The 19,286-nt window shown below is 64.5% G+C and carries 23 protein-coding genes; 17 read left to right on the top strand and 6 right to left on the bottom strand.

What is annotated here, in order from left to right; all coding sequences use genetic code 11:
* Positions 1–20: 20 nt before the first annotated feature.
* The 3 genes from YU3_RS0104370 to YU3_RS0104380 all read left to right on the top strand — a co-directional run bounded on the left by YU3_RS0104370 (position 21) and on the right by YU3_RS0104380 (position 2,968).
* The gene (locus YU3_RS0104370; protein ID WP_027165095.1) at positions 21–1,052 is read left to right on the top strand and encodes a histone deacetylase family protein; all 1,032 of its coding nucleotides are present in this window, start codon (positions 21–23) and stop codon (positions 1,050–1,052) included.
* Between the two features lie 438 nt (positions 1,053–1,490).
* Positions 1,491–2,201 carry a helix-turn-helix transcriptional regulator gene (locus YU3_RS0104375; protein ID WP_027165096.1) on the top strand — a complete coding sequence of 237 codons (711 nt, stop codon included), beginning with the start codon at positions 1,491–1,493 and terminating at the stop codon, positions 2,199–2,201.
* Complete coding sequence (locus tag YU3_RS0104380) at positions 2,198–2,968, top strand: helix-turn-helix transcriptional regulator (protein ID WP_027165097.1); 771 nt, start codon at positions 2,198–2,200, stop codon at positions 2,966–2,968. The genes YU3_RS0104375 and YU3_RS0104380 overlap by 4 nt, the downstream gene beginning before the upstream one ends.
* A gap of 37 nt (positions 2,969–3,005) precedes the next feature.
* On the opposite strand, the gene YU3_RS0104385 is transcribed toward YU3_RS0104380, so the two are convergent.
* The 6 genes from YU3_RS0104385 to motA form a co-directional block, all read right to left on the bottom strand.
* Positions 3,006–3,440, bottom strand: coding sequence for a hypothetical protein (locus tag YU3_RS0104385; RefSeq protein ID WP_027165098.1), 435 nt, complete (start codon positions 3,438–3,440; stop codon positions 3,006–3,008).
* A 17-nt stretch (positions 3,441–3,457) separates the two neighbouring features.
* Entirely contained in the window at positions 3,458–4,540 is a 1,083-nt protein-coding gene (flhB, locus tag YU3_RS0104390) for a flagellar biosynthesis protein FlhB (RefSeq protein ID WP_027165099.1), read from the bottom strand.
* Between the two features lie 24 nt (positions 4,541–4,564).
* The gene (locus YU3_RS0104395; protein WP_027165100.1) at positions 4,565–5,587 is read right to left on the bottom strand and encodes a flagellar motor switch protein FliG; all 1,023 of its coding nucleotides are present in this window, start codon (positions 5,585–5,587) and stop codon (positions 4,565–4,567) included.
* Positions 5,588–5,630: 43 nt separating this feature from the next.
* Entirely contained in the window at positions 5,631–6,011 is a 381-nt protein-coding gene (gene fliN, locus YU3_RS0104400) for a flagellar motor switch protein FliN (protein WP_027165101.1), read from the bottom strand.
* A 30-nt stretch (positions 6,012–6,041) separates the two neighbouring features.
* On the bottom strand, positions 6,042–6,944 hold the full coding sequence (locus YU3_RS0104405) for a FliM/FliN family flagellar motor switch protein (RefSeq protein ID WP_245273418.1): 903 nt from the start codon (positions 6,942–6,944) through the stop codon (positions 6,042–6,044).
* 70 nt (positions 6,945–7,014) lie between these two features.
* Positions 7,015–7,890: a flagellar motor stator protein MotA gene (gene motA / locus YU3_RS0104410; protein ID WP_027165103.1), complete on the bottom strand. Its 876-nt coding sequence runs from the start codon at positions 7,888–7,890 to the stop codon at positions 7,015–7,017.
* 141 nt (positions 7,891–8,031) lie between these two features.
* On the opposite strand from motA, the gene YU3_RS0104415 reads away from it, so the two are divergent.
* From YU3_RS0104415 to fliP, 14 genes are all read left to right on the top strand, one after another.
* Positions 8,032–9,849, top strand: coding sequence for a DUF1217 domain-containing protein (locus YU3_RS0104415; protein ID WP_245273419.1), 1,818 nt, complete (start codon positions 8,032–8,034; stop codon positions 9,847–9,849).
* Between the two features lie 10 nt (positions 9,850–9,859).
* On the top strand, positions 9,860–10,582 hold the full coding sequence (gene flgF / locus YU3_RS0104420) for a flagellar basal-body rod protein FlgF (protein ID WP_027165105.1): 723 nt from the start codon (positions 9,860–9,862) through the stop codon (positions 10,580–10,582).
* Positions 10,583–10,586: 4 nt separating this feature from the next.
* On the top strand, positions 10,587–11,993 hold the full coding sequence (gene fliI / locus YU3_RS0104425) for a flagellar protein export ATPase FliI (RefSeq protein WP_027165106.1): 1,407 nt from the start codon (positions 10,587–10,589) through the stop codon (positions 11,991–11,993).
* On the top strand, positions 11,974–12,762 hold the full coding sequence (locus YU3_RS0104430) for a hypothetical protein (RefSeq protein WP_027165107.1): 789 nt from the start codon (positions 11,974–11,976) through the stop codon (positions 12,760–12,762). The genes fliI and YU3_RS0104430 overlap by 20 nt, the downstream gene beginning before the upstream one ends.
* 82 nt (positions 12,763–12,844) lie before the next feature.
* The gene (flgB, locus tag YU3_RS0104435; protein ID WP_027165108.1) at positions 12,845–13,225 is read left to right on the top strand and encodes a flagellar basal body rod protein FlgB; all 381 of its coding nucleotides are present in this window, start codon (positions 12,845–12,847) and stop codon (positions 13,223–13,225) included.
* A gap of 2 nt (positions 13,226–13,227) precedes the next feature.
* Entirely contained in the window at positions 13,228–13,644 is a 417-nt protein-coding gene (flgC, locus tag YU3_RS0104440; RefSeq protein ID WP_027165109.1) for a flagellar basal body rod protein FlgC, read from the top strand.
* Entirely contained in the window at positions 13,645–13,974 is a 330-nt protein-coding gene (locus tag YU3_RS0104445) for a flagellar hook-basal body complex protein FliE (RefSeq protein ID WP_027165110.1), read from the top strand.
* Positions 13,975–13,978: 4 nt separating this feature from the next.
* Positions 13,979–14,767 (top strand): flagellar basal-body rod protein FlgG, encoded by a 789-nt coding sequence (gene flgG / locus YU3_RS0104450; RefSeq protein ID WP_027165111.1) that lies wholly within the window; start codon positions 13,979–13,981, stop codon positions 14,765–14,767.
* Between the two features lie 6 nt (positions 14,768–14,773).
* Entirely contained in the window at positions 14,774–15,295 is a 522-nt protein-coding gene (gene flgA, locus YU3_RS0104455; protein ID WP_036257877.1) for a flagellar basal body P-ring formation chaperone FlgA, read from the top strand.
* 149 nt (positions 15,296–15,444) lie between these two features.
* Entirely contained in the window at positions 15,445–16,533 is a 1,089-nt protein-coding gene (locus tag YU3_RS0104460) for a flagellar basal body P-ring protein FlgI (protein WP_245273439.1), read from the top strand.
* Between the two features lie 8 nt (positions 16,534–16,541).
* On the top strand, positions 16,542–17,147 hold the full coding sequence (locus YU3_RS0104465) for a MotE family protein (RefSeq protein WP_027165114.1): 606 nt from the start codon (positions 16,542–16,544) through the stop codon (positions 17,145–17,147).
* A complete protein-coding gene (flgH, locus tag YU3_RS0104470; protein ID WP_027165115.1) occupies positions 17,144–17,848 on the top strand; it encodes a flagellar basal body L-ring protein FlgH in 705 nt (234 codons plus the stop codon). The genes YU3_RS0104465 and flgH overlap by 4 nt, the downstream gene beginning before the upstream one ends.
* Positions 17,849–17,866: 18 nt before the next feature.
* Positions 17,867–18,361, top strand: coding sequence for a flagellar basal body-associated FliL family protein (locus YU3_RS0104475; protein WP_027165116.1), 495 nt, complete (start codon positions 17,867–17,869; stop codon positions 18,359–18,361).
* Complete coding sequence (fliP, locus tag YU3_RS0104480) at positions 18,358–19,089, top strand: flagellar type III secretion system pore protein FliP (RefSeq protein ID WP_027165117.1); 732 nt, start codon at positions 18,358–18,360, stop codon at positions 19,087–19,089. The genes YU3_RS0104475 and fliP overlap by 4 nt, the downstream gene beginning before the upstream one ends.
* The last annotated feature ends 197 nt before the right edge of the window (positions 19,090–19,286 follow it).

The raw sequence follows: 19,286 nt of genomic DNA on the forward strand, positions 1-19,286 counted from the left end.
AGAGCGAGCCAACTCCCAAAATGAAGACAGTTTTCTCTCCTCTCCACGCCGGCCACGCCGGGCAGATGGAACTGGTCACGTCGGCGATCGTGCCGGGTTTCGAGAAGCCGTCGCGGGCAGAATTCATAAAGGCGCGGGTGGAGAGCGAGAAGCTCGGGCCAATCATCGGACCGGTCGAGCACGACCTCGCGGCCGCCAAGCGCGTGCATGAGGCGCACTACATCGATTTCCTGCCGACGGTGTGGCCGGAATGGGTCGCCGCCGGTTTCAAGGGGTCGGCCATGGGCTTCACCTGGCCGACGCGCGGCCTGCGTGGCGACGTGCCGCCGAAGCGCGTCGATGCCTTGCTCGGCTACTATTCCTTCGATGCCGGCGCGACCTTCGTCGAAGGCACCTGGGCGGCGATCAAATCGTCCTATGACGTCGCGCTGACAGCCGCCGCCCTGGTCAAGGGCGGCGAGCGGACCGCATTCGCGCTTTGCCGCCCGCCCGGCCATCACGCCGGCGCCGCCTTCATGGGCGGCTATTGCTTCATCAACAACGCCGCCGTCGTCGCGCAATGGTTCCGCGACCAGGGCGCCAAACGCGTCTCGATCCTCGATGTCGATTACCACCACGGCAACGGCACGCAGGAGATTTTCTACCGCCGCGGCGACGTCCAGGTGCTCAACCTGCATGGCGATCCGATGGTCGAGTATCCCTTCTTCCTCGGCCATGCCGACGAACGCGGCGAGGGCGAAGGCGAAGGCTTCAACGTCAATTACCCGATGCCCTTCGGCACCGGCTGGGACGGCTGGAGCGCGTCGCTGGAGGACGCCTGCGCCAAGCTTGCGGCATACGCCCCCGATGTGGTCATCGTCTCGCTCGGCGTCGACACCTTCGAGAAAGACCCGATCAGCCAGTTCAAGCTGAAGAACGAGGACTATCCCAAGATCGGCCGCCGCATCGCCAGGCTCGGCCTGCCGACGCTGTTCGTGATGGAAGGCGGCTACGCGGTAGAAGAGATCGGCATCAACGCCGTCGGCGTGCTGACGGGTTTCGAGGATCGTTGAGCCGCCTCCGATCGAAGGACACACGCCCTCGGATGCAGTCCGGGAGGCGTATTTTTTGCGACCCTGCCGGGAATCATCGGCGGGGTTCGACTTTGAAATCACCCTCAAGTAACGCGACGACGGGCCGCTGAGTCGCAATGCGAGTCCATTGGATTCGATTTTGTCAAATCGCGTTTGATGTCAGATTCAACTGCGGGTAGATTAGACCCGAATCAGCCGGTCCATGGGGGGCGCGGCGACCACCCAAAGTCTCGAGTTCCGGCGCCAGGCCGGCACCAGACGCGGACGGTTTCGCGTTCCCTAGAGGGATTCGGCGCGGTTGGGCGCCGTTCGCGCCCGTGAGTGTGTCTTCGTAAACGTGACGCGTTTCGGGTCCGGCCGTTGGCTTCGCCAACACCGGGCACAAGGATCGATTCCGGCAAGAATCCAAGAATACAAATGAGCAGTCCCGCCGCGCTTCTCCAATCCGATGCTTCAGGCTCGCGCCTGACGTCGCGCGGCGATCTCACCAGTTTTTTCATGCAGCTTGCCGCCGATATCGGTGCCGACAGCTACATGCTGGTCGCCATCGTGCACGACCAGGACCGCAACGATGCGCGCATCGTCTCCTCGAACTGGATCTTCGACGCCATAGAGCTGATCGGCAAAAGGCTGATCGCCAACCTGGCGCTGGGCCCCTTGACCGTGGCGCCCGGCATACGCCCAAGACCGCTGGTGGCGGCGCACGCGCCTGACGCCGCCGCGTTGCTGACCGGGGAAGAGGCCCGGCTGCTCGACGTGCTTGGCCACGCTGAGATCTATTCGTTGCGGCTCAATGTCGGCCGGCAGCGCCTGTTTGTGCTGTTCTCGGCTGCCGAGGCGGGCAAGATCGACCTGACCGCCCTGATGAAGGCGCAGCTCAAATGCTGCTATGCGCTTTCCGGCATTCCGCAGCTGATCGCGGCGGCGTCCATGCAGGATCCGCTGTCGGACCGCGAGCGCGAATGCCTGTTCTGGGTTTCGGAAGGCAAGACCACCGATGAGGTGGCCGTCATCCTCGGCGTCTCGTCGAACACCGTCAACAGCTACATCACGCACGCAATCCAGAAGTTTGCGGCCAGCAACCGCGCGATGGCGATCGCGACGGCGATCAGGAGCGGCATCATTTGAAGCACGCACAGGTCAGAGAGGCCGCCGAGGCCCTTTTCAACGATCAGCGCAGCCCGTTCGGCGCCTTCTCGCTCGGTTCCGAGACCCATCACGCGGCCACCATCCCGGATGCAGTGCGCCGTTGCCGCTGGATCGCCGTCGATATCAACGCTTCGGCCTTCGGCCTCTATTTCGTCAGCCCCTCGCCCGAGCGCGAGCGTCTCGTGGCATGTTTCGATTCCGATTATCCCGGCACGGCGGTCGCGACCAAATTCATCTCCGGCGCCAATGGCGAGGATATGGTGCGCCACAGCCGGCTCTCGACGACCCCGCGCTGGTGGGCCGACGAGGGTACCGCCGGATCGCGGCAGGCCTTGCAGTCACTTGCCTGGGCCGAGCCGGCCGCGCCGCTGGCGCCCGGCACCAACGGCATCGCCTTTCCCGTGCATGCCGATCGCGGTCAATGCGGGCTGGTCGTCTTCCTGGGCTCCGAGATCGCGTTGTCCGACGACTTGCTTTGCGAGATCCACGCACGCTCCTTCGCGCTGTTCGCGGCGGTCGCCCGCATCCGCCCCGGCGACGCCGGCAGGACGCGCTCGATCTCCAAGCGCGAGCTCGAGTGCCTGAAGCTGACCGCCAACGGCAACACCAGCGAAGAGATCGCCAAGCTCCTCAAGCTCTCGGTGCATACCGCCAACCAGTATCTCACCCAGTCGACGCAGAAGCTCAACGCGGTCAACCGCAACCAGGCGGTCGCCAAGGCGCTGCGGCTCGGCCTGATCGAATAGCCGCGCCAAGCGCGCGGCGAGAATTGGGGCGACCGCATCAAAAGGCGAGCGGCTCGGTCCTGCGGATGCGTGCCTCTTCGATCGCGTCATCGAGCAAGGCAGTGTTGTGCTCGGGCGTCTCGCCAGGCTTCTCGAACGACACGTAGTTGACCACCACGGAAGCCTCGTGCTCGGTCAGCGTCAGCTGGAAATATACCGTCACGCCGCGCGGCCGGAGCTCGAGATCGAGCACGATGCGCGGGCTGCCGCCCCAGTCGACATGCGCCTCGCCGCCATGGCCGAGCCGCAGCGTGCCCGGCCGGAAGTAGAGCTCGGCGGCCGAATCCACCAGGTCCGACAGGCAGGCGAAATGCTCGAGCCGGATGAAGGCGATATAGTCGGCAACGTCGATAAGCCTCAATTCGCCCACCACGGCCTCGATGGCGCTGGCGACGATCAGCTCGCGGGAATTGGCGTGTGGTTGCCGGTCCATGGATTAGCGGCGTCCGTTCATTGGGTTGCCTTGCGCGCGGCCTTCTTCGAGTAGACGATCCGCACCAACTCGGCGACTGCCTGGTAGAATTGCGACGGGATCACACTATCAACCGAAACTTGCTTGTACATGGAGCGCGCAAGCGCCACGTCCTCGAAGATCGGGATGTTGTTCTCCCTGGCGATCTCGCGGATCTTGAGCGCGACCAGATCCTGTCCCTTGGCCAGCACGATGGGAGCAGAATCCTCCTCGCGCACATATTTCAGCGCGATCGAATAGTGCGTCGGGTTGGCGATCACCAGCGTCGCGCGCGGCACCGCCGTCATCATGCGCCTGCGCGCCCGGTCGCGCGCCAGCGAGCGCAGCCGCGACTTGACGATCGGATCGCCTTCCGACTGCTTCATCTCGTCCTTGACCTCCTGCTTGGTCATGCGCAGGTCGCGCCGCCAGTGGAAACGCGACCAGACGATGTCGACCACCGCGATCAGCCCCATGACGAAAACGATCGCCACCAATATGTCGACGAAGATGCCGCGGATGACCAGGCCGAACGAGACCGGATTGGTGATCATGCCGGCGAGCAGCTTGCGGTGATCTTGCGACAGCGTGAAGCTCAGCACCGATATAGCGAAACCAAGCTTGGCCAGTGATTTCAGGAACTCGACCCATCCCTGCACGCCGAACATCCGGCTCCAGCCCTTGGCGATCGAGATGCGCGACAGCTGCGGCCTGATCCGTTCGCCGACGATTTGCGGCATGTTCTGGAAAATCGAGGCGCCGATGCCGGCGACCGTCAGCAGCACCAGCAGGCTGACGACGGCGTGGCCGATCTCGGTCATCACCTGCTTGTAGAGCGAGATGACGTCGGTCTCGGTGTCCATCGGCCAGGCTTCCGGCTTTTCCAGGAACGTCGACAGGAATATGCCGAGATCGACAACTGCGTCCTTGGCGTAGAAGACGGCGAAAACCAGTATGGCGAGGAAGGACGCAAAGATCGCGGTCTCGCGCGAATGGGGCAGCTTGCCCTGTTCGATCGTGTCGCGGATCTTCTTTTCTGTGGCTTCCTCTGTTTTGGAATCCTTGTCGACCGCTTCAGCCATGGCGCTCTGACCGGCCGCTTATCGTCAGGCGGCTTCGGCGGTGGCGGTCTGCGTCGAAGGCAGCTCGAAAGCTCCTTCGCGCGACAGCCGGATGGCTGCGACCGATATGCTCTTGCGGGCCGCCATGATGTCGGCGAGCGCAATGCCTTCCGATCCCTGTCCAAGTTCGGACTCGATCATGCGGCGAGAGCGCGCGCCGATTGCCGACAGCGCGGATTCGGCCAATTCCGGCGGCGCGCCGCGCAGCGCCAGCGTGACGAGTTCGGTCGACAGCCCGTCGAACAGCAGGACCCGGGCCTTCTGTGGCAGAAGCGGCAGATCGTCGAAGGCGAATAGCCGCGACTTGACGCCGGCGAGATCTGGCGTTCCGACTTGCTCCAGGTCCTGCATGAGGTCGTCCAGTTCCGGCTTCGCCATTTCGTTGAGCATGCTGGCGACGCGTTCCTGGCCGGCAGAGGTGTCCCTGCTCGCTTTCTGCGACAGCACGCTCACGCGCAACTGGTTCTCGACGATCCGGGATGCCGTATCCGGGATGTTGGCCATCGTCACCATGCGCTTGATGATCTGGCTGCGCATCGGCTTTTCCATGGTGAGCAGCACATTGGCGGCTGTCTGCGGCGCGAGCTTCGAAAGCACCATGGCCGACGTCTGAGGATGCTCGCCGGCAAGGAAGGTGCCGAGCCGCGCCGGCTCGAGCTTTTCGAGGTCCGGCCATATCGGCGCGGGTCCTTCCGCGGCCGGCTCGAACTTCTTGTCGCCCATGATGGCGCTCATCTCCTCGGGCGACAGCGATTCGTTCAGGATCGTATCCATCCGGTCGGCTGAATCGAGCAGGCCGGCGCCCTCGGTGAACTCGGCTTCGAACTCGGCGACGATGCGCTCCAGGTCGGCCTGCGGAATGGTGCGCAGCAGACGCGCGCCCTCGATCAGCGCCTTCAGCTCATCCTGTTTGAAGAATTTGAGCAGCCGGCTGGCCGCGGGCTTGCCCATGGCCACCAGTATGGCTGCCGCCTTTTGCGGACGTGTGAGCGCCAATGCCGTCGTCATGCGTGTTGCCCTCGCTGCCGATTGATCCGCCCGCTGACCATTCTCAGGCGCTCTTCGTCGCCGCGATGATCTCGGTGAGCCGGATGCCGAAGCGCGTCGGATCGCTTTCCAGCACCGTGATCTCACCGCGCGCGATCTTGCGACCGTTGACCACGACATCGACGGGTTCGCCGATGCGGCGGTTGAGCGCGACCGTGGAACCCTTCTGCAGCGCCATCAACTCCGACACCGGCATCTCCGTGCTGCCAAGGATGATCTGCACGTCGACCGGAATGGTCATGATGATCGAGGAATTGGCGCCCGAATGAAGGGCGGCATCGGGGCGAGTTTCTTCTTCCCGCAGAACGCCGCGCAGTTCCTCGATGGCCTTGTCGAGCTGTTCGTCGGGCTGATCGGCTTCGGCTTCCACGTTGGTTTTTACCATCTGTCGTCTCCATAAATCCCGGGCCCGGCGTCAGCCCGGCATCAGTCCGTCGATGAAATCCTGCCCGGCATCATGCGGATGGCTGATGCGGACGGTGTAGTTCTGTCCCAGCTTGCCGAACTCGCAGACAAACAGCGTCTTGTCGCGGGCGCTCAGCCTGGCGTTGAGCTGCGCATTCTCCTCGAATTCGATCACCTGGCCCGGCTCCAACGCGGCGAGGTCGCCGAGCGTCAGCCTGGCGAGCGGCATCGTCGCCTCGAGCCGGACGGTCGAGCGCATCACCTCTTCGGAGAAGCGCGCCCGCCAGTCGAACTCCGTGGTGTCGCCGTCCTCGCGAGCAGCAGCCTCGCCGCCGCGCGAGGTAAGCAGCAGGCGCTGCGGGATCATCACTGTGAGCGTGCCGCTGTCGGACGGCGTCGACAGGCCATAGGCGATCCGCACGGCGGCGCCGTCGCGCAGCACGCGCCGCCTCGCTTCGTTGCCGGACATTGCCTTCGGCACCGGCAGGCGCAGGTCGAGCGAGCGTTTGCCGGATCCGTTGAGCGCCGCGGCGACCTCCTGGAACACAGTGGTCGCGACATCGGCTTCGATCTGCGACAGGTCGCGCTCGATCGGCGCGACCGGCTGATCGGGATCGCCGCCGAACAGCGCGCTCACCATGACAGCAACCGCCTGCGCGTCCATCACCAGCGTCATGGCGTCGGCCGAGGCCGGCGAAGGGATGATGCTCAGCGCGAAGGCCTCGCCGGCGCGTGCGCGCGCCTCTGGAACGCGGCTGACCTCCACCGCCTGCAGATCGACCGTGACCGGCGCGCCGAGCTCGCCGGCAAGCGCCTTCTGCAACAGCGGCAGCGCCCGCTCGGCCATGCCGCGGCCGACGCCGATCACCTGCGCTGCCTCGCCGCTGTCACCGACGAGGCGCTCGATGATCAAAGCCCGGGTTTGCGAAGGACTGCCCGGACTTGTCATGACGGCAAGCGGCCCTGTCTGAGATGCTGCATGCTCAGGCCGCCTTCTTCTCGGCGGCACCAGCGTTCATGGTGCTCTGCTCGACGGCGTCGATCGTCGGGCGCTCGTAGGAGGATATGGTCTTGCGGCCGAACTCGATCGCCACCTGCGGCAGGGCGCCGTTCATATACGCAAGCAGCGTCTGCTTGACGATGATGTAGAGGCGGTTCTTCTTTTCGCGCACCGTCTTGATCTTGGTGGCGACCGGACCGACCACCGCATAGGACAGGAAGATACCGAGGAAGGTTCCGACGAGCGCCGCGCCGATCAGACCGCCGAGGATTTCCGGCGACTGGTCCAGCGCGCCCATCGCCTTCACCACGCCGAGCACGGCGGCGACGATGCCGAGCGCCGGCAGGCCGTCGCCGACCGCGACCATCGCGTGATAGGCCTTCATCTTGTCGGTGCGGATCGTCTGGATCTCCTCATCCATCAGCGCCTCGATCTCGTGCGAGCGGGCATTGCCGATGATGATGATGCGGCAGTAGTCGCAGATGAAATGCGTCAGGTCGTGGTTCTTCAGCACGGTCGGGAAAGCCTGGAAGATGGCGGACTCTTCCGGATTGTCGATATGCGCCTCAACCTCGCTGCGCGACTTCGATCGCAGTTCGCGCATCAGGCTGTGCAGAACGCCCAGCGTCTCGAGGTAGTCGCGTTCCTTCGGCACCGCCTGCTTGAAGGCTTCGAGAATGCCCTTGCCGGTGTCCTTGACCGTCTTCATCGGATTGGCGACGAGGAAAGTGCCGAGCGCCGCGCCGCAGATGACGACCGCTTCCCATGGCTGCAGCAACACATGCAGATGGCCGCCCATGGCCATGAAGCCGCCGAGAACGCAGCCGAGCGTCACCACAAGTCCGATCAGAATGCCCACGACTGGTCCTTCCGCATGTCACATCGCGGACCAGGGATAGTCCCCGTGCCTTGTGTGAGGCTTGAATCGAAGGCAGCGGATGCGATTCAGCTTCGCGCAAGGAAGTGGCGTTATTGTGCCGGGATAGCTTCGGCCGGAGGCGTGTCCTTGCTCAATACCTACATCAGCTATCAGTTGATTGCCAAAGACATCAACAAATCGATCGATCGCATCGAGCAACAGCCGACGGTCGATCGCGATACCCAATATTATCTGGCCAACATCACCAAGGTGAAATCGATCGACGATTTCGTCAACAACGACCGCCTGTTCAAATATGCCATGAAAGCCTACGGGCTGGAGGACATGGACTACGCCAAGGCCTTCATGGTCAAGGCACTCAAGGAAGGCGTTTCCGATCCGGACAGTTTCGCCAACAAGCTGACCGACAAGCGCTACGCCCAGTTCGTCAGCGCTTTCAATTTCACCGCCAACGGCGCCGATGCGACCGTCTACAACAAGGCGCAACAACTGGTGACCAGCAACTACGCGCTGCAAGTCCAGATCGGCGCCTCGCAGCCGGGGCTCTCTTACTACCAGAGCGAGACCGCCTACTACGCCACCAACATCTCCAAGGTGAAGTCGATCGACGATCTGATGGGCGACAGCCGCCTGCTGACATATGCGATGGCTGCATTCGGGCTGGATGCCGAAACCGAACCGGCGGCGACCGTCAGGGCGATGCTGGAAGGTGGCGTCAGCGACCCCAACAGCCCCGCCAACAAACTGGCCGACAAGAGCTACGCCAACTTCGTCTCCGCCTTCAACTTCGCCCAGTACGGCGACCAGACGACCACACGCGACGATGTCCAGAAGGCGGTGCCCAAGAGCTACGTCACCGGAGCTGGATTGACGTTGGTCAAGCCTAGCGCCGACTACATCAAGGGCGAAGCCGATTATTACGCGGCAAACATCTCCAAGGTGAAATCGATCGACGACCTCATGGCCGACAAGCGCCTGTTGACCTTCGCCATGGCTTCCTACGGACTGGATTCGTCCACCGAAACACCGCGGCAGATCCGCACGATGCTCGAGGGCGGCGTCAGCGATCCCGTCAGCCCTGCGAACCAGCTGAAGGACAAACGCTACGCCAACTTCGTCACGGCCTTCGACTTCGCGCAATATGGCGATCAGACCACGTCGCGCGACACGGTGCAGAAAGACACGCCGAAGATCTATACGACGGAGTCGACGCTTGGCCTGATCCAGCCCAATGCGGACTACATCAAGTCGGAAACTGCGTACTACCTGGCGAACGTCACGAACGTGAAATCCATCGATGACCTGATGGCCAACAGCCGGTTGTACAACTACGCGCTCTCCGCTTACGGGCTCGATCCGTCCAAGGAGAGCAAGGATCTCATCCGCAGCGTGCTGGCCGGCGGCATTCGCGACCCCGACAGTGTCGCCAACAAGATGACCAACAAGGCTTATGCCGGGCTCGCCGCCGCCTTCAACTTCGAGCAGTACGGCGAAGCGGCCACCACCATCAATCCGGCGCAGCAGCCTACCGTCGACATGTACATGCGCCAGACGCTCGAGGAAGATGCCGGCAAGACCAATGAAGGCGTCCGGTTGGCGCTCTATTTCGAGCGCAAGGCGCCCAACATCACCAGCTGGTATGACGTGCTGGCCGACACCGCTTTGGCCAGCGTGGTGCGAACCGCGCTCGGCCTGCCCGATTCCTTCGCCACCGCCGATATCGATAAGCAGGCGCAGCTGTTCGAGCAGAAGCTCGACATCAAGGACTTCACCGACCCCGAAAAACTCAGCAAGTTCCTGACCCGCTTCACCAGCATGTATGAGATCAACCACCCGACCTCGACGGCCGTGACGTCGGTCAGCGTGCTGTTCGCGCAGCCGACCAGTGTCGGCATCTCTACCGACCTGATGATGGCCATGCAGCAGTTGAAGTTCTGAGAAGAAGATCATGCAGGACAGCCTTTACGTCGCCCTTTCCTCGCAGATCGCGCTCGAGCGCCGTCTCGACACCATCGCCGACAACGTCGCCAATGCCTCGACCATCGGCTTTCGCGCCACAGGCGTGAAGTTCGAGGACATCGTCTCCGGCACGGGGCCCAAGTCGGTTTCCTTCGCCTCGTCCGGCAACACCTATCTCTCCGGCGCGCATGGCGCGCTGACTGAGACCGGCAACCCGTTCGACTTCGCCGTCCAGGGCGACGCCTGGTTTGCCATCGAGACACCGGCCGGCACAGTGATGACGCGCGACGGCCGGTTCTCCATGAACGAGAACGGCGAGCTGATGTCGATCGAAGGCTATCCGGTGCTGGACGGCGGCGGCGCGCCGATCCAGCTCGATCCGCGCAACGGCCCGCCCAAGGCAGGCGCGGACGGCTCGCTGAGGCAGAACGACCTGCTGGTCGGGGCGATCGGCCTCTACAATTTCGACCCCGGCGAGAATTTCGTCCGCTACGGCAATTCGGGCGTCGTTCCGGCGCGCACGCCCGAACCTGTCACCGATCGCTCGGACGTCGGCATAGCGCAGGGATTTCTGGAAGAATCGAACGTCAACCCGGTGCTGGAAATGACCCGGCTGATCCAGGTGCAGCGCGCTTTCGAGAACACGGCGGCGCTGATGCGGCAGACCGATTCCTCCACCGACGACGCGATCAAGACGCTCGGCTCGAAGTGACGCCATGACGACCGGCTCGTCCCTGTTGCGCGCTTCCGACGACCCGGCGGATACCGGACGGACCGACAGGCTGGCCGCGCTCGAACGCGTCTGGCGGCGGTTCGACGATCCGCAGGCGCTGCTTTCGCGCGGCGGCCGCGTCGCCGAGATATCGCCGACGCATTACAAGGTCCGCGGCCTGTCCGGAATTGCCAGGCTGGGCGACATCGTCGAGCAGCGCGGCAAGGCCGGCGCACGGCGCGGCGAGATCGTCAAGATCGGCAGCGACGAGGTGGTGGTCGCGCCCTTCGAACGCAGCGCCGATGCCGGTATCGGCGACGCCGTCTTTCGCCGTGGCCCGCTCGCGGTCGCGCCGCATGTTTCCTGGCGCGGACGCGCCATTGATGCCTTGACCCGCGCCATTGACGGCGGCCCATCATTGGCCAGGCCGAACGCTGCCAATGCAGTGCATGGCGCGACGCCCGGCGCCCTGTCGCGCCAGCGCGTCGGCACCGGCTTCCTCACCGGCGTCAGGGTGATAGACATCTTCACCCCGCTCTGCTTCGGCCAGCGGCTCGGTATCTTCGCCGGTTCCGGCGTCGGCAAGTCGACGCTGCTTGCCATGCTCGCCGGCGCCGAGGCCTTCGATACCGTGGTCGTGGCGCTGATCGGCGAGCGCGGCCGCGAGGTGCGCGAGTTCCTCGAGGATACGATCGGCGCCGAGAGCATGGCCAAGACCGTCGCTGTCGTCGCCACCAGCGACGAAAGCGCCATGATGCGCCGGCGCGCGCCCGATACCGCCATGTGCGTGGCCGAGCATTTCCGCGACCAGGGCCATCGCGTGCTGCTGGTGCTGGATTCCATCACCCGCTTTGCCCATGCGCTGCGTGAGGTTGCCACCGGAACCGGCGAGCCGCCGGTCGCGCGCGGCTATCCGGCCTCGGTCTTCACCGACCTGCCGAAGCTGCTCGAACGGGCCGGGCCGGGTGCCGAGGGAAAGGGGTCGATCACCGCCATCATCTCAGTGCTGGTAGACGGCGACGACCACAACGACCCCGTTGCCGACTCGGTGCGCGGCATCCTCGACGGCCATGTCGTGCTTGACCGCGCGATCGCCGAGCAGGGCCGCTACCCGCCGGTCAACCCGCTGTCGTCGATCTCGCGCCTTGCCGACAAGGCCTGGAGCGCGGAGCAGCGCATGCTGGTGACAAAGCTGAAATCGATGATCGCGCGCTTCGAGGATACGCGTGACATCCGTCTGCTGGGTGCTTACCAAACCGGCGCCGATACCGAGCTCGACATCGCGGTACGACAGGTGCCGCTGATTTACGAGGCGCTGACGCAATCGCCGAGGGACCGCGCATCCGCCGATCCGTTCGCCGACCTCGCCCGCCATCTCAAGGGGAAGCTGAATGGCGATCAAGGAGACTGAGCTCCAATACACCGAGCGCATGTTGCGCGACAGGCTTGCCGAGGCCGAAGCAGCGGAGAGGGCCCAGGCCGACGAAGCAAGAATTGCCAGGAATAAGGCCGCGCGAGCCAGGACGGAGAAGGCAACGGCGCTTCTGAGCAGAGCCAACAGGCCGCATCCGCCGAGGGCATCCACCGCCGAGACCGCGGACGTGGCAGAGGCCAGCCGTGATTCGTTGCTCAACGGGCTTTTTCCTCGCGCCGAGTGGCCGGAGCCGCCGAAAGCCCAGTTCCCGCGCCTGGTCGACAGAAGCGCCGACCGCCGCAGCGATCTTGTCATCGCCGCGCTCGGCATCACGCTCGGCCTGATCTGCGCGTTGTTTCCCTGGTACATCTTCTTCAACCAGGAGCAGTTCGGCGTCCAGTCCATCAAGTTCGGAGGCAGCGGCAGCAATTCCGGACGCCAGGGCGGCGGCATTGTGGCCGAACGCAGCGGACCGCTGGCGGCCAAGGACGTTCCCAATCCCGATATCGACCTGTTTGCCACCGGAACGGTGCAGGACGACCCCGCGCCGGCGCCCGGCGACCAGCCCTTCCCGGCTGCCGCTTCCGAATTCAAGATGGTGCATGTCGCCAACGGCCGCGCCATGATCGAGGACGATACGGGTCTGTGGCTGGTTCAGCGCGGCTCCGCCCTGCCGGACTCCAGCCGCGTTGCCTCGATCGAGCAGCGCGGCGGCAAGTGGGTGATCGTCACCAGCACCGACAAGGTGATCCAGCTCTCCAAGTGAGACCCGGCCGCATGGCCGTCCCGCGCAAGGTCCGCGCAAGACTGACCGCCTAGTCTTGTGCGTACTTGCCCGGGAGATTCCCATGGAACCCGTAAATCTTTTTGATCTCGCCACACGGCAGTCGCAATGGCTGGCCGTGCGTCAGTCGGCGATTGCCTCCAACATCGCCAACGCCAACACGCCTGGCTACACGGCCAATGATGTCGAGCCGTTCGAAAAGGTCCTTGACCGGACCGCGGTGACGCTTGCCGCCACGCAGGCGGGCCATCTTGGCGCCGAAGCGGCCAACGCCGGCTTCAACGTCAAGCCGCAGGACGCTGACGGCGCGATCATGCCGTCGAAGAACACCGTCGTTCTCGAACAGGAGCTGATGAAGGCAGGCGAGGTCCGCCGCTCCTTCGAACTCAACACGGCGATCGTCAAGGCCTTCCATTCGATGATGACGATGGTGGTGAAGAGCTGAGCATGGACGCCCTTACTGCAGCCCTCAAAGTCGCGGCATCCGGCCTTGGCGCCCAGTCGGAGCGCCTGCGCGTGGTCTCCGAAAACCTCGCCAACGCGCAGTCGACCGGCAGCACGCCCGGCGCCGACCCCTATCGCCGCAAGACGATCACATTCCAGTCCGAGGTCGACCGCGCAAGCGGCGGCTCGATGGTGGAAGTCAGCTCGATCGCCCGCGATCCCTCGGACTTCCCGATCGAATTCCAGCCCGGCAACGAGGCCGCCGACGCCAAGGGGTACGTCAAGATGCCCAACGTCAACACGTTGGTCGAAATGGCCGACATGAGCGAGGCGAACCGCTCCTATGAAGCCAACCTGCAGGTCATCAAGCAGGCTCGCGATCTGATTTCCATGACCATCGACCTGATGAGGAACCAGTAAATGATCGGCGGTATCGGGGCACTACAGTTCAAACCAGCAATCGGCGGCGCTGACTCAGCCGCGCCCGGCCTGCTTCAAGTTGGCGTCGGGACACAAGCCGGCGAAAGCATCGGCAGCACCTTCGCGGAAGTCCTCGGCCAGGCCGCGACGAAGACCGTCAACACGCTCCAGGGCGCCGAACAGATGTCGATACAGGCCCTGAAGGGCGATGCCGATACGCGCCAGGTCGTCGATGCGGTGCTGAGCGCTCAGCAGGCGCTGCAGACCACCATCGCGATCCGCGACAAGGTCGTCTCGGCCTACCTCGAAATCAGCCGCATGAGTATTTAGTATCATGAAAGCACTCGCCATCGCCGCCACCGGCATGAACGCCCAGCAGACCAACCTGGAAGTCATCGCCAACAACATCGCCAACATCAACACTACCGGCTACAAGCGGGCGCGGGCCGAATTCTCCGACCTGCTCTACCAGGTCGACCGCACTCAAGGGGTGCCCAACCGTTCCAACACCTCGCTGGTGCCGGAAGGCGTCTCGATCGGTCTCGGCGTCAAGACGACAGCAGTGCGCAACGTCCACACGCAGGGCGAGCTGACCAGCACCGGCAACAGCTTCGACCTGGCGCTGACCGGCAGGGGCTGGTTCCAGATCGAGGGCGCCGACGGCGGCACGCTCTACAGCCGCGCCGGCGCCTTCAACACCAACGCCACCGGGCAGTTGGTGACCGTCGACGGCGCCAACGTCATTCCGGCCATCACCGTGCCGACCGACGCGGTCGAGGTGATCGTCAACAAGACCGGCCAGGTCTTTGCCCGCATCGACGGCCAGACCGATCTCCAGTTGCTCGGCCAGCTTCAGATCGTCAACTTCGCCAATGAGGCGGGCCTGGCGCCGCTCGGCGACAACCTCTTCCAGGAAACGGCAGCCTCGGGCCCGGCCAATGTCGGCGTTCCCGGCGATCCCGGCTTTGCCACGATCCAGCAGGGTTATCTGGAGTCCTCCAACGTCGATCCAGTGAAGGAAATCACCGAGCTGATCTCGGCGCAGCGCGCCTATGAGATGAACTCCAAGGTCATCCAGGCCGCCGACGACATGGCCTCGGTTGTCTCCAAGAACATCAGGTAACGGATAATGGCCGGGCCGATCTCCTCCGCGCTCCGCCGTGCCGCGCTGACCACCGTTCTGGTGGCCGCCGGCACGCCGGCTTTCGCGCAGGACACGACCGGCCAGTCGGCAAACCAGATCGCCGCCGGCCAACCCGTCGGCGAGGCCGTGCTGATCCCCAACCGGGTCATCTATCCCGGCGAGACCATCGAGACCGCCTCGCTCAAGCAGGTGACGCTTATCCCCGGCAAGCACAAGCCGGACGGCATGGCGACGCAAGCAGAGGAACTCCAGGGCAAGGTTGCCAAACGCACGCTTCTGCCCGGCCGCTATATCCCGGTCGCCGCCATCCGTGACGCCTGGCTGGTCGGACAGGGCGCTTCCGTCCAGGTCTATTTCACCGCCGGCGCGCTGACCATTTCGGCGGCCGGCGTCACGCTGCAGCCCGGTGCCGCCGGCGACCAGATCAAGATCCGCAACATCGACAGCGGCAAGATCATTTCCGGCACCGTGATGGCCGACGGCACCGTCAAGGTCGGCGCTTCGTGACGCGCGTTCTTGCCCTTCTGCTCGCCGCGGCCATCGGTGTTCAGCCGGCTTTGGCGGATGGGCTGACGCCCAAGGCCAAGCGCGAGCTCGCGCAGAAAAATGGCGGCGTCTACGACGATCCGGAATATGATCCGGCCACGACCCAACGCATGTTTCGGGTCTCGACCGGGCCGAGCACGCTGCCGCCCGGCCAGGTCGCCGCGCGCATCAAGGACATCGCCCAGCTGCAGAGCGCGCGCGACAACCAGCTTGTCGGCTACGGTCTGGTCATCGGCCTTGCCGGAACCGGCGACAGCCTGCGCAACTCGCCGTTCACCGAACAGTCGATCCGCGCCATGCTGGAAAATCTCGGCATCGCCACCGAAGGCGGCAGAGCGCGCGCCAAGAACGTCGCCGCCGTCATCGTCACCGCCAACATGCCGCCCTTCGTGCAGTCGGGCAGCCGCATCGACATCGACGTCTCCTCGATGGGCGACGCTACCTCGCTCGCCGGCGGCACGCTGGTGATGACGCCGTTGAAGGCCGCCGATGGCGAGATCTACGCTGTCGGCCAAGGCTCCGTGATCGTGGGCGGCTTCGTCGCGCAGGGCCAGGCCGAGCAGTTGACGCAAGGGGTGCCGACCGCCGGCCGCGTGCCGAACGGCGCCATCGTCGAGCGCGCGGTGCCGGCCGAGTTCGACGACCAGGGCGTGCTTACGCTGCAGTTGCGCAATCCCGATTTCTCCACCGCCATCCGCATCGCCGACGCCATCAACGACTACACCTCGCAGCGCTTCGGCATGCGGGTCGCCGCCGAGCGCGATGCCCGCACCGTGCAGATCAGGCGGCCAAAAAATGTCTCCGCCGCGCGTTTCTATGCCGAGATCGAGAACCTCGTCGTCGAGTCGGACGCCCCTGCCCGCGTCGTCATCGACGAGCGCACCGGCACCATCGTCATCGGCAGCAATGTCAGGATCTCGCGCGTTGCGATCAGCCATGGCACGCTTACCGTGCGCATCACAGAAGCGCCGAAGGTGGTCCAGCCGGAACCCTTCTCCAAGGGCGAGACCGCGATCGAGCCCTTCACCGCCATCGAGGCGACCCGGCCCGACGCGCGCGTTGCCGTGCTCGACGGCCCCGACCTCGAAACGCTCGTCTCCGGCCTCAATCGCCTCGGCGTGAAGCCCGACGGCATCATCGCCATCCTGCAGGGCATCAAATCGGCCGGCGCCTTGCAGGCCGACCTGGTTCTCCAATAGGCACGCCGATGATCAAGTTCCTCTCCTCGAAGATGCACCGCCCCCTCGCAATAGTCGCCGCCGCGGCAGCGGCCGCGCTTCTTGGCAGCGCCTCCGTCGGCGCGGAGGAAGTTCGGCAGGTTCTGCCCGGCGGACCGGCGCCGGTCCAGCCGGCTCAGCTCACGCGCGAGCAGGAGCCGGTGCAGCCAGCCGCGCTTACAGGCGGGAAGGCACCCGACGAAAGTGAGATCCAGCGCTTCTGTTCCAACATTGCGGACGCCGCGCGCGACCGCCGCTACGCTCTGCAGGCCGAGGAATTGAAGCAACTGCAGGCCGGCATCGACGAGCGCATGAAGGCGCTGGAGGCAAAGCGGTCCGAGTATGAGGAATGGCTGAAGCGCCGCGAAGTGTTCCTGGCGCGCGCCGAGGACGGCGTCGTCAAGATCTATGCCGGCATGAAGCCCGACGCCGCCGCCGAACGGCTGGCGATGGTCAATGCCGAACTCGCGGCGGCGATCCTGATGAAGCTCGATTCGCGCAAGGCCGGCGTCATCCTGAACGAAATGGACCAGAAGGCGGCGGCGACGCTCACCGGCATCATGGCCAGCGCGGCGCGAAGGGTTGATCCGTCATGAAGTTGAAGTTGCTCGCCCTGGTCTCTGTCGCGGCGCTGTCCGGCTGTGGCACCAATTTCAAGGAGATCGGCAGGGAGCCGGCCTTGTCGCCCGTCGGTTCCGGTATCGGCGACGGTGCCTCCGGGCCTTACAGCTATCCCGAGCCGCCCGCCGCGCGGCCGAAGAAATTCTCGCTGTGGGACGATCGCCAGAGCCGGCTCTTCACCGATCCCCGCGCGCTGCGCGCCGGCGACATCCTGACCGTCAACATCAGGCTCAACGACAAGGCCAATTTCAAGAACCAGAACGATCGCAGCCGCACCGCCGCGCGCAAGCTCGGCTACGACGTCAATCTCGGCTGGGAGGCGGCGAGCACCAGCGGCAAGGGCGACGCCGGCCTCAGCTCCAGCACGGAGACCAACGCCGACGGCGAGATCAAGCGCTCGGAAAACCTCGAACTCAATGTCGCCGCGGTCGTCACCGATGTGCTGCCCAACGGCAATCTGATGATCAGGGGCTCGCAGGAGGTCCGCGTCAACTACGAGCTTCGGGTGCTGACCATCGCCGGCATGGTGCGTCCGTCCGACATCGGCGCGGAGAACACCATTCCCTATGAGCGCATCGCCGAGGCGCGCATTTCTTATGGCGGCCGTGGCCGCGTGAGCGAGGTCCAGCAGCCGGCCTATGGCCAGCAGGTCCTCGACCAGGTTCTTCCTTTCTAGGGCCGGGAGAGCGCGGTCGTGGCGAATGTCGAGCAAGTCCAGCCCAGGAAGGGACCTTCCGTGGTGATCCAGCTCGCCATGCTGCTAGTCATGACGGGTGCCGCCGTCGGCATGGGCTGGGTGTCCGGCGGCTATCTCAAGCAGGGCGAAACGCCGGCGCCGGTGCCCGCGGCTCCTGAAAACGCTGGCACGGCGGAGAAGCCCGCCGAAACCGGCAAGCCGGCCGCAGGGCCGGCGCTGGTTCCGCTGGCGCCGATCACCACCAATCTCGCCTCGCCGTCGGAGGTCTGGATCCGGCTGGAGGCTTCGCTGCTCTATGATGGCCCGCAGCCGCCGGAAATGACCGAGCAGATCCACCAGGATCTGCTCGCTTACGTGCGCACGCTCAAGCTGCATCAGATCGAGGGCGCCAGCGGCTACCAGCATCTCAAGGCCGATCTCGACGAGCGCGCGGCGCTGCGCAGCGGCGGTCACGTCAAACAGGTTCTCGTCAGGACGATGCTGCTCGAATGAGAAAATTCCTCATAGCCACGGCGCTCGTCGTCGTCACCACTTCCGTCGCCGCGGCCCAGCAGCTCGATCTTGGCGGCATCGGCAAGGCTGACGGAACGACCATTGGCTACCTGATCCAGATGTTCGGCCTGCTGACCGTGCTTTCGGTGGCGCCGGGCCTGCTCATCATGGTGACGAGCTTCACCCGTTTCGTCATCGCCTTCTCGATCCTGCGCGCCGGCATCGGCCTGCAGTCGACGCCGGCAAACCTGATCCTGATCTCGCTGTCGCTGTTCATGACCTTCTATGTCATGGCGCCGACCTTCGACCAGGCCTGGAACACCGGCGTGAAGCCGCTGATGGACAATCAGATCACGCAGGCCGAGGCATTCGACAAGATCTCCGGCCCGTTCCGCGACTTCATGCTGCGCAATGTGCGCGACAAGGATTTCGACCTTTTCGCCGACCTCGCCCGCGAGCGCGGCCAGACCGTCTCGCGCGAGACCGTCGACCTGCGCATCCTGGTGCCGGCCTTCATGATCTCGGAAATCCGCCGCGGCTTCGAGATCGGCTTCCTCATCGTTTTGCCGTTCCTCGTCATCGATCTCATCGTCGCCACCGTCACCATGGCCATGGGCATGATGATGCTGCCTCCGACGGTGGTGTCGCTGCCGTTCAAGATCCTGTTCTTCGTGCTGATCGACGGCTGGAACCTTCTGGTCGGCAGCCTGGTGCGCTCCTTCACATAGACGCAATTCCGGACGGAAGGCTACGGCGAAGTAGGCGAGCCTAACCTTTTGACGCTTTTCCTGGAATTGCTCTGACGCCGCAAAGGCCCAGCGCCGGGATACTGGCTCGAACTTTAGGCAATATATTTTCGATTAACCCTGCGATTTAGCTGTTTGGTAGGGACTGGCCCGCATATTGCTCGCAGATGGCGGGTGAT

This window comes from Mesorhizobium sp. WSM3224, assembly GCF_000427725.1.
Lineage (GTDB): Bacteria > Pseudomonadota > Alphaproteobacteria > Rhizobiales > Rhizobiaceae > Mesorhizobium.